The following is a 12,622-nucleotide window of genomic DNA, read 5'->3' as shown; positions in this document are numbered from 1 at the left end:
GTTCAGCCTACTGCCGCCGAGACGGCTCCGACCGCGGGCGAGGGCGCGGGGGCATCTCGGACGACGCCGACGGTCTCGATCGTGAGCGCGGCGGAGGTCGCCTCGGTGTACGAGAGCACCGGCAGCCCGTCGGTCTGTGCGGACACGAGCCGACGTACCGCCGGACGCAGCGACGGGGCACACACCAGGACCGGTTCGCCCCCCTCGCGCACCGAGGTGACCGCCTGCTTCACCGACTCCACGACGGCCTCCATCCGCTGCGGGTCGAACACGATCTGAGTGCCCTCGTCGCTCGTACGCAGGCTCTCGAGCATCGCCTGCTCGAGAAGCGGATTGATCATCACCACCCGTAGGACGCCGCCATCCGCGAACCGCGCCGCGATCGCCGGGCCGAGAGCAGCCCGTGCGGCTTCGATCAGGCCCTCCGGATCGGTGGAGACCCTCGCCCGCAGCGCGAGTGCTTCGTAGATGCGGCTGAGGTCGTTGATCGGGACCCGCTCGGCGAGGAGTCCCTGGAGCACGCGCTGCACCTCGGCGAGTGACAGCAATGCCGGGGTGAGCTCCTCGACCGCGGCGGGGGAGGCCTGTTTGAGCGCGTCCGTGAGCTGGCGCACGTCTTCCCGGCTGAGCAGCCGCGCGGCGTGGGCGTGGATCACGCTGGAGAGGTGCGTGATGATCACGCTCGCCCTGTCGACCACGGTCGCTCCGGAGAACTCGGCGCTGTGGCGCATCTCGAGGGGGATCCACTTGCCCTCGAGCCCGAACACCGGGTCGAGCGTCGCGGCGCCGGGGAGGGACTCCAGGCCCTGCCCGAGCGCGAGGACGGAGCCGGCCGGAGCGGTGCCCCTCCCGGTCTCGACCCCGGCGATGCGGATGACATAGGTGGACTGGGGCAGCTCGATGCTGTCCCGGGTGCGCACCGGCGGCGCGATGAGTCCCAGATCGAGGGCGATCCGCCGTCGCAGCGCCTTCACGCGCGCGAGGAGGTCATCGGGTCCTCCGGTGACCAGATCGACGATGTCGGGGGAGAGCAGGATCTCGAGCGGGTGCACGCGCATCTTCTCGATCAGCTCCTCCGGCTGATCCGCGGGGGCCGGCGTCGTCGTCTGCGCGGCGATGGCGTCGTCACGCTTCTGCGTCGCCTTGATGCGCTGCGCGATCAGCAGCAGAAGAGCGCCGATCGCCACGAACGGCAGCATCGGCATGTGCGGGATGAGCGACATGATGATCGCGGCGCAACCGGCGATGATGAGCGCATTGCGGGACTGGCCGAGCTGTGCGGACGCGGCGCTGCCCATCTCGGCTTCCGCCGTCGAACGGGTCACGATCATTCCGGTGGACACCGCCATCAGCAGCGCCGGGATCTGCGTGACGAGTCCGTCGCCGATGGTGAGGAGGCTGTACGTGCTCACGGCCCCGTCGATCGTCATGCCGTGCTGGACGATCCCGATCGCGATGCCGCCGACCACGTTGATGATGATGATGACGAGTCCGGCGATCGCGTCGCCCTTGACGAACTTGGAGGCACCGTCCATGGCGCCGTAGAAGTCGGCCTCGGCGGCGACCTCGGCGCGACGCTCCCGGGCTTCCGCGTCGGTGATGAGTCCCGCATTGAGGTCGGCGTCGATCGCCATCTGCTTGCCGGGCATGGCGTCGAGGGTGAACCTCGCCCCGACCTCCGCGACGCGCTCCGCGCCCTTGGTCACCACCACGAACTGGATGACGACGAGGATCAGGAAGACGACGGCGCCGATGATGAGCGAGCCGCCGACGGCGATCGCACCGAACGCCTCGATGACCTGTCCGGCGTAGGCCTCCCCGAGCACCAGACGCGTGGAGGCGACGTTGAGACCCAGCCGGAACAGCGTCGCCACGAGCAGCAGCGAGGGGAACACCGAGAAGTCGAGGGGCTTCTTCACGAACATCGACGTGAGCAGGATCACGAGCGCGAACATGATGTTCAGGATGATCAGGATGTCGAGCAGGAACGGTGGCACCGGGACGACGAGCAGCATGATGATGCCGACGACGCCGACGGGCACCATGAGCTTGAGGAAGAGCTGTCTCATACGGTCCTCCGATAGGGAAGGGAATGGATGCCGCGCGCGGCCCCGCGCCGCCGCAGGGCGTCGACGAACACGAGTACGCGGGCGACGGCGTTGTACAGGTCCTCGGGGATCTCCTGGCCCAGTTCGCACGCGGCGTGCAGGGCACGAGCGAGCGAGACCTCACGCACCATCGGGACACCGGTCCGTGTCGCTTCCTCGCGAATGCGCTCCGCGACGACGCCGCTGCCCTTCGCGACGACCTTGGGTGCGGCGCGTCCGACCTCGTATCGGAGCGCGACGGCGATGTGCGTGGGATTGACGAGGACCACGTCGGATCCCGCGACCGCGGAGATCATGCGGTTGCGGCTGATGGCCAGCTGTCGGGAACGCCGCTGCTGACGGATCAGGGGGTCGCCCTCGGAGTTCTTGTTCTCGTCGCGCACCTCGCGCTTGGTCATGCGGGTGTGCTTGCGGTTGCGTCGCATCACGACGAACATGTCGATCGCGGCCAGTACCAGTCCGACGGCGATGGCGGTCTGCAGGAGGGCGGCCGTCCCCTCGCTCGCGGTGCCGAGCAGCCGCGAGATCGAGTGTGCGCCGCTGGCGGTCAGCACAGGCATCAGGCTCGCGATCACGAACCACAGCGCGATGCCGATGGCCGCGGTCTTCAGGAGCGCCTTGGCGCCCTCCCAGAGGGCCTGCATGCCGAAGACGCGGCGGATCCCGGTGACGACGTTGAACTGCTCGAAGCGTCCGGTCAGCGGTTTCAGGTGCACCCCGCCCTGGACCACCGCGCCGATCAGCGTGACGATCGCGACCGCGGCCAGCATCACGGCGAGCGTGGGGAGCACGGAGGCGAGGCCGCGACCGAGGGCGGTGAGTGCCGCTTCCGGCGTCGGAGTGTCGACCAGCGAGGTCAGCGTGAGCAGCTGCTCGGTGCCGGCCGATGCCCCGAGGGCGATGGCAGCGGGCATGGTGACAGCCGCGGCGCCGATGCCCAGCCACGCGGTGAGATCCTGGCTGCGCGACAGCCGTCCCTTCTTGCGGGCTTCGCGCAGGTGCTTGTCGGTCGCCTTCTCACTGCGCTCGCCGCTGTCCGTGCCGCTCATTCCTGCACCCCCTGCATCATCTTGAGGGCCTGTACGGCGAGGGCGTCCACGATGCCGGGCAGGACCGCATAGACCGCTCCGGCCAGCAGGAGGGTCAGCAGGATCTTCACCGGGAAGCCCATCGCGAAGGCGTTGAGGGCCGGGGCCACACGCGTGATGAGGCCGAGCCCGACGTCGGCCAGGAAGAGCACGAGGACGAGCGGCCCGGCGATCTGCACGGCGGCCAGCACCATCTGCGAGACGCCGTCGACCAGCAGCTCCGCGGGACCGGACACCTCGAACACGCCGTCGAGTGGAACGGCGTCGAAACTGCGCGCGAGTCCCGCGAGGATCAGCTGATAGCCCCCCGATGCGAACAGCAGCGTGAGCGCGGTCAGGTGGAAGAGGCGCGTGAACTGCGCGCCGTTCACGAGCGAGTGCGGGTCGAACGCCTGAGCGAGCTGGAACCCGCCGAACACGTCGATCAGGCTGCCGGCGGCCTGGAGTGCCGAGAAGCACAGCAGCACCAGGAAGCCCAGGAGCGCACCGGTGACCAGCTGCAGCACCAGGGCGCCCAGGAAGGGTCCGGTGCCGAGGTTCTCGTATCCGGGGGAGACGGCCGTGCCGACGGCGAGCGAGAGACCGATCGCGAGCATCGCCTTCACCCGCACCGGGATCGCCCCATACGAGAAGGGCGGGGCGATCATGATGAACGCGGTGATGCGGACTGCGGCGAGCATCGTCGCCTCCAGCCACGCGAAGTCGATGGGGATGAACACCGCGTCATCCGCTCAGGAGCGAGGGGATACGGGCGAACATCTCGGTGGTGAACGCGATCATCTCCGCGATCATCCAGTTCCCGGCGATCAACAGGGCGATCCCGACCGCCACGATCTTCGGCACGAACGACAGCGTCACCTCCTGCACCTGGGTGATGGACTGCAGCAGCGAGATCGCGAAACCCACCACGAGGGCGGTGACCAGGACCGGAGCGGCGAGCTTCGCGGCGATGATCAGCCCCTGGGTGCCGATGTCGATCACGGCTTCGGGACTCATCCGACACCTCCATAGCTCTCCAGGAGGGCACGGATGATGAGCCCCCATCCGTCGACCAGGATGAACAGCAGGATCTTGAACGGCAGCGAGATCATGACGGGCGGCAGCATCATCATGCCCATCGACATGAGAGCCGCGGCGACCACGAGGTCGATCACCAGGAACGGCACGAAGATGACGAAGCCGATGATGAACGCGGCGCGCAGTTCGGAGATCATGAACGCCGGGATGAGCGTGTACATCGGCACGCTCGTCGGGTCCTCCGGGTTGGGCTGACCCGCCATCCGCGTCATGAGCGCGAGGTCCTCCTCGCGCGTGAACCGCAGCATCCACTCCTGCAGCGGCAGTTGGCCGAAGTCGATGGCCTGGGCGAACGTGTACGTGCCGTCGATGTACGGCTGCACCGCGACGGTGTTGATCTCGGTCAGCACCGGCCACATGATGAACAGCGACAGGAACAGCGACAGTCCTGCCAGCACCTGGTTCGGCGGGATCGTGGGCAGGGACAGGGCGTTGCGTGTCATCGCGAGCACGACGAAGATCTTCGTGAACGACGACATCATCAGCAGCAGCGCAGGCGCCACCGAGAGCAGGGTGATGCCGAGCAGCGTCAGGATCGAGCCCGAGGGGGAGCCGTCGACACCGTTGATGTCGATCGTGACGCCGTCGCCGGGATCGTCGGGGGTCACGGCTGCGTGTGCCGGGCTGCCGGCGGCCAGCGTCAGCACGAGCACCAGAGCGAAGGCGACGGCGAGGAGCAGCGCGACCCGTCGCAGCGCGCGGCCGTCGGCGGCCCCACCGGGCATGCTCATCGCGTGCGCCGGATGGCCTCGGCGGTCTGCCGCCAGGTTTCGGGGGAGAGGATGGAACCGCGCAGCGGATCGTTCCGGTGGCGCACGCGTCGCTGCGGCACCTGCGCCGCGACGGCGGAGGTCGTGTCCTCGGTGCGCGCGGTCGCGGCGAGGATGCGGTCGAACTCGGCCGCGTCGGAGGCCGCTTCGGACGTCGCGGCCGACCACACCGGTGTCGCCGGATCGTCGGGCAGGGCCGCGGGCTTGACGGGCAGACGGTCCACCACGTTGACGCCGTGTTCGGTGACGCCCAGCACGTAGCGGGCGTCTTCGGTCTGGACCACGACGATCTGCGCCTTCGGGCCCACTCCCTGGCGGCCCAGCACCGTGATGACCTCACCGTCGCGTCGCCGCGCGGCGGTGCGCGAGACCCGGCGCTGCAGGAACCAGAGCAGCCCGAGCACCGCTGCGAGGGAGAGCGCGACCCGCAGCCCGAGCAGGAGGTCGTCCAGGATCAGGCCTCGACGTTCTCGAGGATGCGGGTGATCCGCACCGCATAGTCCTGGTCGACGACGACGACCTCACCGTGCGCGATGACCCGGCCGTTGAGCTTGACGTCGGCAGGTGCACCGGCCGAGCGGTCGAGTTCGACGATGCGTCCCGGCTCGAGGCCGAGCACGTCGCGCACGGCCATCCTGGTGCGGCCGATCTCGACCGTCAGCTCCATCTCGACGCCGGCGATGCGGTGCAACCGGCGGGAAGAGCTCGCGGTGCCGGCCGGCGCGCGCGTGACGATCACGGCGAGGCGCCCGATCGTCCGGTCGGCGTCGTCCTGCAGATCGAAGAGCTGGGCGGCGGGGTCGGCGAACAGCGCGGAGGCGTCGCCGATCGTGGCGTCACCGAGGGCGCCGGCCCCCAGCGCGCTCGCTGCGGCTTCGAGGGCATCGCGCAGCCGATCGCTCAGAGACGCACCCCCGAGGCCGTCGACCAGGGCGTCGGGGTCGAACACCTGCACCGCCAGCTGCGCGCTGGCCTCGCCCACGAACGGGACGATCACGGCGTCGCCGGTGTCTCCCGACACCTGGGAGGCACGCGCGGAGGTCGCCGCGGCGGTCGGCAGCTTCGCCGCGAAAGCGGCGGCGACGGCGGACTCATAGGTGGTGGTGCTGGTCACGCGGGCTCCTCGGCGATGGCGGGATCGGGGATGGTGGTGGCGACGACGCAGGCCAGACGCGCCCCGGCGCTGCCCACGGCCGCGGTGGCGACGGTCTGATCGCCCACCGCGAGGATCATCGGTCGATCGGCGGAGTGCGGGAAGGAGACGATGTCTCCGACGGCGAGATCGAGCACCTCGCGGGGCAGCACGGCACGCGGGGCGAGCCGGAGCGCCACCTCGACGGGGGAGACCTCGACCTGACGGCGGACCAAGTCCGGCGCAGCCGAGCGATCCGCGTCCGAGGTGCGCACCGTGAAACCGGCGAGGACCGAGGCGGGCAGCATCACGCTCGCCGGGACGGCCCGACCGGCCAATCGCATCGAGAACCGCGCGACGATCACCGGTTCCCCCGAGGCCGCGACCTGCGCGAACTGGGAGCTGTACTGGATGCCGCTCACCGTGATCCCGGCGGGCAGCAACCCGTCCAGGGCACCGGTGAGGTGATCGAGGGCATCGACGATCAGGGAGCGGATCAGCGCCTGCTCGATCGGGGTGAAGGTGCGGTCTTCCGAGGCGCTGGACGAGCGTCCGCCGACCATCTGCACGATCCAGGTCGTGGCGGCGGAGGTCGGCAGCTGCACGATGAGGCGTTCGTCCGAATCGGGTAGCGCGCACACGATCATGGTGGTCGTGGTCGGGAGCGACTGCGCGTACTCGCCGTACGTCAGCATGCCGACATGCTCGACGGCGATGGTGGCGCGGACGTGGATCTTCGCCGAGAGCTGGGTCGACCACTGCCGGGAGAACGTCTCGAAGGCCAGTTCCAGGGTGCGGGTGTGCTCGCGCGAAAGGGTCGCCGAACGGCCGAAGTCGTACACCTCGACTTCGGCGGTCTTCGTCGCCGTCGCTGCGCGCGCTTCGGAGCGCACGCTGTCCTGGATCACCACGAACCCGACTATCGGGCGGCGACCTGCGTGCGTTAGGAGAGGAGGGGGTCAGGAGGACGGCTGCGCCGCCTGCGCTTCGGGAAGGAGGGCACGCACCTCCTCGTTCGCATCGGACAGGACGACGATGTCGACCCGCCGGTTCTGGGCCAGAGCCTCGCTGCTGTTGCCGGCGGCGATCGGCCGCGTATCACCGAACCCGACCGACTTCAGGTGGCTCGGCGGCAGCCCCGACGACTCGACCAGGTGCCGCAGCACCTGGGTGGATCGTCCGGCCGACAGTTCCCAGTTGGTGGGGTAGGGAGCGACGGAACCGCGCACGTCGGCATGACCCTCGACGGAGATCTCGTTCGGTGCGGTGACCAGCACCGAGCCGAGCGCGTCGAGGACCAGCACGGCGGTGGGGCTGAGTGCGGTGCTGTTCGTGGTGAAGAAGGTTTCCGCACTGACGAGACCGATCGTGAGCCCGCGCTCGTCGATCGTGAAGGTGACGTCGGCCTCGAGACCGTTGTCCGCGAGCACCCGCCGCAGCTTCTCCCGGAGAGCGGAGAGTTCGCTGAATTCGGTCTGTGCGGCGGCCAGGTCGACATCGGCGAAGTCGTCGCCGTCTTCGTCGACCAGTTCCGGAGGGACCACGACACCCGTGACCGCATCCACGTCGTCCGACGGTTCCTGACCGAAGCCGGTCGCGAGGGAAGCGCTGAGGGCCTCGAACTTCTCCTGGTCGACGGTCGACATCGCGAACAGCACGATGAACATGCACATGAGCACGGTGACCATGTCGAGGTACGAGGCCATCCAGCGCTCGTCCGGTCCGCTGTGCTCCTCTTGCGGCACCCGACGGCGGGCGCGCACGCTCATGGGGCGGGCTCCGTCTCCTCCGCGGCGCGAGTGCGGGTGCGCGACCGGGCGGATCGCGCCGAGGGGCGTTCGGCGACGAGTGCACGCAGGCGTTCTCCGACGAACTGCGGCGGGGCGCCGGCCTGGATCGCGAGCATCCCCTCCATGAGCACGGTCATGCGTTCCAGCTCGAGTTCGCCGAGGCGCTGGAGCCGTCCGCCGATGGGGAGCCAGATGAAGTTCGCGGACAGCAGCCCCCACAGTGTCGCGACGAACGCGGCGGCGATCATCGGGCCGAGCGTGTCCGGCTTGTCGAGCTTCTCGAGCACGTGGGTCAGCGAGACGACGGTGCCGATGATGCCGACGGTCGGCGCGAAGCCACCGAGGGTCATGTAGAAGCGCGAGGCGGTGCGGTTGCGGGCGGCGGTCGAGGTGAGTTCGTCTTCCAGCAGGGTCCGCAGGTCTTCGGCATCCGTGCCGTCGGCGATGCTCTGCAGCGCCTGGCGGAGGAACGGGTCCTTCTCCTCGTCCAGACCCTGCTCGAGGGCGAGCAGACCTTCCGCGCGCGCCTTCTCGGCGTATCCGACGACCGTGTCGATCGTGCTCGCGGCGGTGCGGCGTTCCCCGCGGAACGCCCGGGGGAGGGACTTGAGTGCGTGCAAGGCGTCGCGCAGGGTGCCGCTCGCGAGGCCGACCGCGATGGTCGCGCCGAACACCAGCACCATCGGGGCCGGCAGCAGCAGGGAGCCGACGGTCGCGCCTTCGATGTTGATCATGGCGACCAGTGCGCCGAAGGCGAGGACCAGGCCGAGGATGAGGGACGGATCCATCAGAGGCCCGCCTCGGTGTCGGCGGCGATCGCGGGATTCTTCTCCTCCGCGGCGATCAGGGTGGCGGCGGTCGCGAGCACTCCGGCGCGGAACCGGGTGATCTGAGCGATCACGTCGTCCATCGTCTCGGTGACGACGAAGGTCGCGCCGTCGACCATGATGAGCGTCGTGTCCGGCGTGGCCTGGACACGTTCGATCAGGTCGGGATTCACCGCGAACCGCGAACGGTTCAGGCGCGTGAGGACGATCATGGGCTCCATCCTGGAAAGATCCGTCCGCGTTCCGGGGAACACGGACCCGACGGCCCGTCCTGGGCTGTCGGGGGTGACTGTCGGACGGAGGGCGCCGGTCGTTAGCCGGGAGGACCAGCGACGTCTGCCGGTGTGCGCGCTCAGACGGCGCGAAGGGCGTCGGCCGCGGCCGCCATCACGTTCGCATCGAGCGCGAAGTACGCCCACTTCCCCCGCTGTTCACGAGTGACCAGGCCGGCCTCCGTCAGGAGTTTCATGTGATGGGAGACCGTTCCCTGGGAGAGGCCCACGGGTTCGGTGAGGTCGCAGATGCAGGCTTCGCCGTCGGGTCCGGCGGCGATGAGGGACAGCAGTCGGACCCGCGTGGGATCGCCCAGTGCCTTGAACACCCGCGCGATGCGCTCCGCGTCCTCGACGCTCACCGAAGGGGTGAGCGGAGGGACGCAGCACGAGGGCGCTTCGATCGTCGTCGGCAGGGTCACGAATCCATTGTGCCACGTATTGACAATCTTCGATAGATGCGCGACAGTCGCCATATTGAAGATTTTCGATTTGAGGAGAGTGTGATGTCCGAGCTTCCCGTCGTCGTCATCGGAGCGGGCCCGCAGGGGCTCGCCGCCGCGGCGCATCTCGTCGAACGCGAGCAGGACGTGATCGTGGTCGAGCGCGGGCGCGGTCCTGCCGCCGCCGTCTCCGAATGGGGACACGTCCGCCTGTTCTCGGCGTGGCCGGAGCTCACGGATGCCGCCGGCCGTCGGCTGCTCGAGCCGACCGGGTGGACCGCGCCCGTCGCGGGATATCCCACCGGCGCGGAGTGGGTCAGCGCCTACCTCGCGCCTCTCGCAGAGGTCCTCGATGAGTGGATCCGCTACGAGACGACTGTCACCGGAGTCGCTCGGCAGGGCCGCGACAAGGTCGTGGACGGAGGGCGGCGGAGTCAGCCGTTCGTGGTGCACACCGTCGACGCCGACGGCCGGGAATCCCGCCTTCTCGCTCGTGCCGTCATCGACGCGAGCGGCACCTGGGCGCTTCCCAATCCGGCAGGCGCCGACGGCTTCCCCGCGATCGGGGAGTCCGCGTCGAGCCGACTGATCTCGTATCGCATCCCGGCGGATGTCTCGGAGCTCGCAGGCGCGCATGTGGTCGTGGTGGGATCAGGGCACTCCGCCACGCACACCGTCCTCCGGTTGAGTGAGATGGCGCGACGGAACCCGGGCACGCGGGTGACGTGGGCGCTGCGCCGGGGGAGCACCGCGAACATCTTCGGAGGGGGCGCCGGAGACGATCTGCCGGAGCGGGCCGTGCTGGGCTCTCGTGCGCGCACGGTGATCGATGACGGGGCCGTGGATCTCGTCACAGGATTCCGAGTCGCCGAGTTCCGCCAGGAGGGGTCCGATCTGACGATCCTCGCCGAGGACGGGCGTGAGATCAGCGGGGTCGGACGCGTGTTCGCGCTCACCGGGTTCCGGCCCGATACGGAGATCCTCCGAGAAGTGCGGGTCGATCTCGATCCGGCGCTCGAGGCCGTCGCCGGCATCGCATCCGAGATCGACCCGAACATCCACTCCTGCGGGTCCGTGGGGGCGACCGGTGCGAGAGAGCTCACGCACCCGGAACCCGGGCTCTTCATCGTCGGGGCGAAGTCCTACGGCCGGGCGCCGACCTTCCTCGCGATGACCGGATACGAGCAGGTGCGCAGCGTCGTCGCCCATCTCGCGGGCGATCAGGAGGCGGCGGCTCGCAACGAACTGGTCCTCCCGGCCACCGGAGTGTGCGGGGGATCCGGTGATTTCGATGCTGCTGCGGGTGGGTGCTGTGCCGCTCCCTCCGTGCTGCAGATCGGGGCGCCACCACTCAGCCGATCACGTCACGTCGCTGCAGCGCCCATGCGCTCCCCGCGATGAACGCGAGGCTCAGCGCCCACAGGGCGACTGCCCCGCTCGGGCTGAGCCCCTCGGCGAGCGGAGGCTGGTGGAAGGCCCAGGAGTAGGGCGAGATCGTGCGCAGCCATTCGACCGCCTCGACCTGGTTGGCAATGGCGTTGAAGGCGTATCCGGCGAGCGCGATGCCCGCACCCGCTGCCACCGCCCAGGAGCGGCGACCGACCAGCGCGCCGACGAACAGCGCGGTGCTCCCCGCCAGCGCGGTGAGCCCGACGAAGACGACCGTGGCATCGACGATGTGGATCGGCGTGATGTCGAGTGCGGCGGAGTCGTTGAGCAGCGCGACGACCGCCCCGGCGAAGACGCCCAACCAGGCGAGCCTGACCAGGATCGCGGCGGCGGACTCCAGTGCATACCTCATACGCCCGACCCCGTGGGCGAGATCGAGTTCGAGTCGGCCGGACTCCTCCGCGCCGGCGATGGCGCCCGCGCCCCAGGATGTGGCGGCGATGGTCAACAGCAGGAAGCCGATGAGCCCGTAGAACGTGCCCTGCGCGTATCCCGCACCGGTACCGATCTGGTCGTAGCCGAGTGCTCCGACCAGCTCAGGCGGGAGGCTGTCGATGATCTGCTGCATCTGGCCGTTGCCGCCGATGCTGGGGAAGAGTGGCAGGTACATGAACAGCACGGCGGCGACGCCGATGGTCCAGCCCAGGGTCCCGCGCCAGTCCTCGCGGAGGGAGCGCCGGAAGACGGGGAGTGCATCACGCATCGCGACCACCTTCCTCCGACTGCGAGGGTTCGCCGTAGAGCCTCAGCACGGACTCCTCCAGGTCTGGTTCCTCGATCGCCAGGTCGATGACGCGGTGATGGGCGAGCACCTTCACCAGCGGATCGATGTCGCCTTCGACGGTGGCGCTCACGCGCACGGTCTCGGCCGCGCCGCGCGCCTCGAGATCCGTGACCTGCGGCAGTGCGCCGAGCTGCTCGCGGATCGTCGACTCGTCCGTCGCGAGGAGGCCGGCCCGCACTCGACGGACGGCCCCCAGTCTCAACGACGCCACGTCGCCTTCCGCGACGACCTTCCCCTGACTGAGGACGGCGACGACGTCGGCCGTCTGTTGGATCTCGCTGAGGACGTGTGAGCTCAGCAGCACGGTCTGGCCCCGATCCCTCGCGTCGGTGATGAGGTGGAGGAACTCGCGCTGCACGAGGGGATCGAGTCCGCTGGTCGGCTCGTCCAGCACCAGCAGCGGCGGCTCATGCATGAAGGCCTGGACGACACCGAGCTTCTGCTTGTTGCCTTTCGAGAGTGCGTGCACCGGGCGGCTCAGATCGAGGTCGAGTCGGTCCGCGAGTTCGCCGATCATGCCGGGCCTCACGGGTCCGGACACCTCGGCGTAGAAGTCCAGCATGCGCCGTCCGGTCGCTCGGCCGTCGAGTCGGAGTTCACCCGGGATGAACCCGATGCGCCGTCGAAGGGCAGGGCCTCCTCGGCGCGGGTCTTCTCCCAGGACCCGGATGGTCCCCTCGGTGGGGCGGATGATGTCGAGGATCATGCGCAGCGTCGTGGTCTTGCCTGCGCCGTTGGGGCCGATCAGGCCGAACACGGTGCCGGGCTCGATGCTCAGATCCAGGGAGTCGACGGCCGTGTGCCGGCCGTATCGCTTGCGGAGGCGGGTCAGTTCGATGGCAGGGGTCATTTCCCTGCTCCTTTCGGATGGGTGGAGAGGAA

The 12,622-nt window shown here is 69.3% G+C and carries 15 protein-coding genes; 1 reads left to right on the top strand and 14 read right to left on the bottom strand.

Translation table 11 applies throughout. From position 1 onward, the window contains the following. Nucleotides 1-2: 2 nt before the first annotated feature. The 12 genes from ACLF6J_RS06875 to ACLF6J_RS06820 all read right to left on the bottom strand — a co-directional run bounded on the left by ACLF6J_RS06875 (nucleotide 3) and on the right by ACLF6J_RS06820 (nucleotide 9,486). On the bottom strand, nucleotides 3-2,069 hold the full coding sequence (locus tag ACLF6J_RS06875) for a flagellar biosynthesis protein FlhA (protein WP_134353115.1): 2,067 nt from the start codon (nucleotides 2,067-2,069) through the stop codon (nucleotides 3-5). Continuing rightward, nucleotides 2,066-3,157 (bottom strand): EscU/YscU/HrcU family type III secretion system export apparatus switch protein, encoded by a 1,092-nt coding sequence (locus ACLF6J_RS06870; protein WP_134353116.1) that lies wholly within the window; start codon nucleotides 3,155-3,157, stop codon nucleotides 2,066-2,068. The genes ACLF6J_RS06875 and ACLF6J_RS06870 overlap by 4 nt, the downstream gene beginning before the upstream one ends. Beyond that, nucleotides 3,154-3,915, bottom strand: a complete 762-nt coding sequence (locus ACLF6J_RS06865; RefSeq protein ID WP_134353117.1) for a flagellar biosynthetic protein FliR — start codon at nucleotides 3,913-3,915, stop codon at nucleotides 3,154-3,156. The genes ACLF6J_RS06870 and ACLF6J_RS06865 overlap by 4 nt, the downstream gene beginning before the upstream one ends. Nucleotides 3,916-3,919: 4 nt before the next feature. Then, nucleotides 3,920-4,192: a flagellar biosynthesis protein FliQ gene (gene fliQ, locus ACLF6J_RS06860; RefSeq protein WP_047524786.1), complete on the bottom strand. Its 273-nt coding sequence runs from the start codon at nucleotides 4,190-4,192 to the stop codon at nucleotides 3,920-3,922. Next, nucleotides 4,189-5,004, bottom strand: a complete 816-nt coding sequence (fliP, locus tag ACLF6J_RS06855) for a flagellar type III secretion system pore protein FliP (protein WP_134353118.1) — start codon at nucleotides 5,002-5,004, stop codon at nucleotides 4,189-4,191. The genes fliQ and fliP overlap by 4 nt, the downstream gene beginning before the upstream one ends. Then, on the bottom strand, nucleotides 5,001-5,474 hold the full coding sequence (gene fliO, locus ACLF6J_RS06850; protein WP_261812675.1) for a flagellar biosynthetic protein FliO: 474 nt from the start codon (nucleotides 5,472-5,474) through the stop codon (nucleotides 5,001-5,003). The genes fliP and fliO overlap by 4 nt, the downstream gene beginning before the upstream one ends. 23 nt (nucleotides 5,475-5,497) lie before the next feature. Beyond that, nucleotides 5,498-6,157: a flagellar motor switch protein FliN gene (gene fliN, locus ACLF6J_RS06845; protein ID WP_134353119.1), complete on the bottom strand. Its 660-nt coding sequence runs from the start codon at nucleotides 6,155-6,157 to the stop codon at nucleotides 5,498-5,500. Continuing rightward, nucleotides 6,154-7,086 carry a flagellar motor switch protein FliM gene (locus tag ACLF6J_RS06840; protein ID WP_134353120.1) on the bottom strand — a complete coding sequence of 311 codons (933 nt, stop codon included), beginning with the start codon at nucleotides 7,084-7,086 and terminating at the stop codon, nucleotides 6,154-6,156. Before ACLF6J_RS06840 ends, fliN begins: the two co-directional genes overlap by 4 nt. A 48-nt stretch (nucleotides 7,087-7,134) precedes the next feature. Beyond that, nucleotides 7,135-7,944: an OmpA/MotB family protein gene (locus ACLF6J_RS06835; RefSeq protein WP_047524795.1), complete on the bottom strand. Its 810-nt coding sequence runs from the start codon at nucleotides 7,942-7,944 to the stop codon at nucleotides 7,135-7,137. Next, nucleotides 7,941-8,753 carry a motility protein A gene (locus tag ACLF6J_RS06830; RefSeq protein ID WP_131491838.1) on the bottom strand — a complete coding sequence of 271 codons (813 nt, stop codon included), beginning with the start codon at nucleotides 8,751-8,753 and terminating at the stop codon, nucleotides 7,941-7,943. The genes ACLF6J_RS06835 and ACLF6J_RS06830 overlap by 4 nt, the downstream gene beginning before the upstream one ends. After that, nucleotides 8,753-9,004 (bottom strand): flagellar FlbD family protein, encoded by a 252-nt coding sequence (locus tag ACLF6J_RS06825; RefSeq protein WP_134353121.1) that lies wholly within the window; start codon nucleotides 9,002-9,004, stop codon nucleotides 8,753-8,755. Before ACLF6J_RS06825 ends, ACLF6J_RS06830 begins: the two co-directional genes overlap by 1 nt. 140 nt (nucleotides 9,005-9,144) lie before the next feature. Next, nucleotides 9,145-9,486 (bottom strand): ArsR/SmtB family transcription factor, encoded by a 342-nt coding sequence (locus ACLF6J_RS06820; RefSeq protein ID WP_244093601.1) that lies wholly within the window; start codon nucleotides 9,484-9,486, stop codon nucleotides 9,145-9,147. 84 nt (nucleotides 9,487-9,570) lie between these two features. Here ACLF6J_RS06820 and ACLF6J_RS06815 point away from each other — a divergent pair, with 84 nt between their 5' ends. After that, on the top strand, nucleotides 9,571-10,908 hold the full coding sequence (locus ACLF6J_RS06815) for an FAD-dependent oxidoreductase (RefSeq protein ID WP_134353123.1): 1,338 nt from the start codon (nucleotides 9,571-9,573) through the stop codon (nucleotides 10,906-10,908). Here ACLF6J_RS06815 and ACLF6J_RS06810 read toward each other — a convergent pair. Together ACLF6J_RS06810 and ACLF6J_RS06805 are read right to left on the bottom strand one after the other, a co-directional pair. Beyond that, a complete protein-coding gene (locus ACLF6J_RS06810) occupies nucleotides 10,859-11,659 on the bottom strand; it encodes an ABC transporter permease subunit (RefSeq protein WP_134353124.1) in 801 nt (266 codons plus the stop codon). The genes ACLF6J_RS06815 and ACLF6J_RS06810 overlap by 50 nt on opposite strands. Continuing rightward, entirely contained in the window at nucleotides 11,652-12,590 is a 939-nt protein-coding gene (locus tag ACLF6J_RS06805; RefSeq protein ID WP_134353125.1) for an ABC transporter ATP-binding protein, read from the bottom strand. The genes ACLF6J_RS06810 and ACLF6J_RS06805 overlap by 8 nt, the downstream gene beginning before the upstream one ends. Nucleotides 12,591-12,622 lie beyond the last annotated feature (32 nt).

The organism is Microbacterium sp. IO18, assembly GCF_049099505.1.
GTDB lineage: Bacteria > Actinomycetota > Actinomycetes > Actinomycetales > Microbacteriaceae > Microbacterium > Microbacterium aurugineum.
This window is presented reverse-complemented; position numbering and strand designations above follow the sequence as displayed.

Excerpts from the sequence above, each read along its gene's own strand:
- ACLF6J_RS06875 (WP_134353115.1), bottom strand. The coding sequence starts at position 2,069 with ATGAGACAGCTCTTCCTCAAGCTCATGGTGCCCGTCGGCGTCGTCGGC.
- ACLF6J_RS06870 (WP_134353116.1), bottom strand. The coding sequence starts at position 3,157 with ATGAGCGGCACGGACAGCGGCGAGCGCAGTGAGAAGGCGACCGACAAG.
- fliQ (WP_047524786.1), bottom strand. The coding sequence starts at position 4,192 with ATGAGTCCCGAAGCCGTGATCGACATCGGCACCCAGGGGCTGATCATC.
- fliP (WP_134353118.1), bottom strand. The coding sequence starts at position 5,004 with ATGAGCATGCCCGGTGGGGCCGCCGACGGCCGCGCGCTGCGACGGGTC.
- ACLF6J_RS06835 (WP_047524795.1), bottom strand. The coding sequence starts at position 7,944 with ATGAGCGTGCGCGCCCGCCGTCGGGTGCCGCAAGAGGAGCACAGCGGA.
- ACLF6J_RS06830 (WP_131491838.1), bottom strand. The coding sequence starts at position 8,753 with ATGGATCCGTCCCTCATCCTCGGCCTGGTCCTCGCCTTCGGCGCACTG.
- ACLF6J_RS06825 (WP_134353121.1), bottom strand. The coding sequence starts at position 9,004 with ATGATCGTCCTCACGCGCCTGAACCGTTCGCGGTTCGCGGTGAATCCC.
- ACLF6J_RS06815 (WP_134353123.1), top strand. The coding sequence starts at position 9,571 with ATGTCCGAGCTTCCCGTCGTCGTCATCGGAGCGGGCCCGCAGGGGCTC.
- ACLF6J_RS06810 (WP_134353124.1), bottom strand. The coding sequence starts at position 11,659 with ATGCGTGATGCACTCCCCGTCTTCCGGCGCTCCCTCCGCGAGGACTGG.
- ACLF6J_RS06805 (WP_134353125.1), bottom strand. The coding sequence starts at position 12,590 with ATGACCCCTGCCATCGAACTGACCCGCCTCCGCAAGCGATACGGCCGG.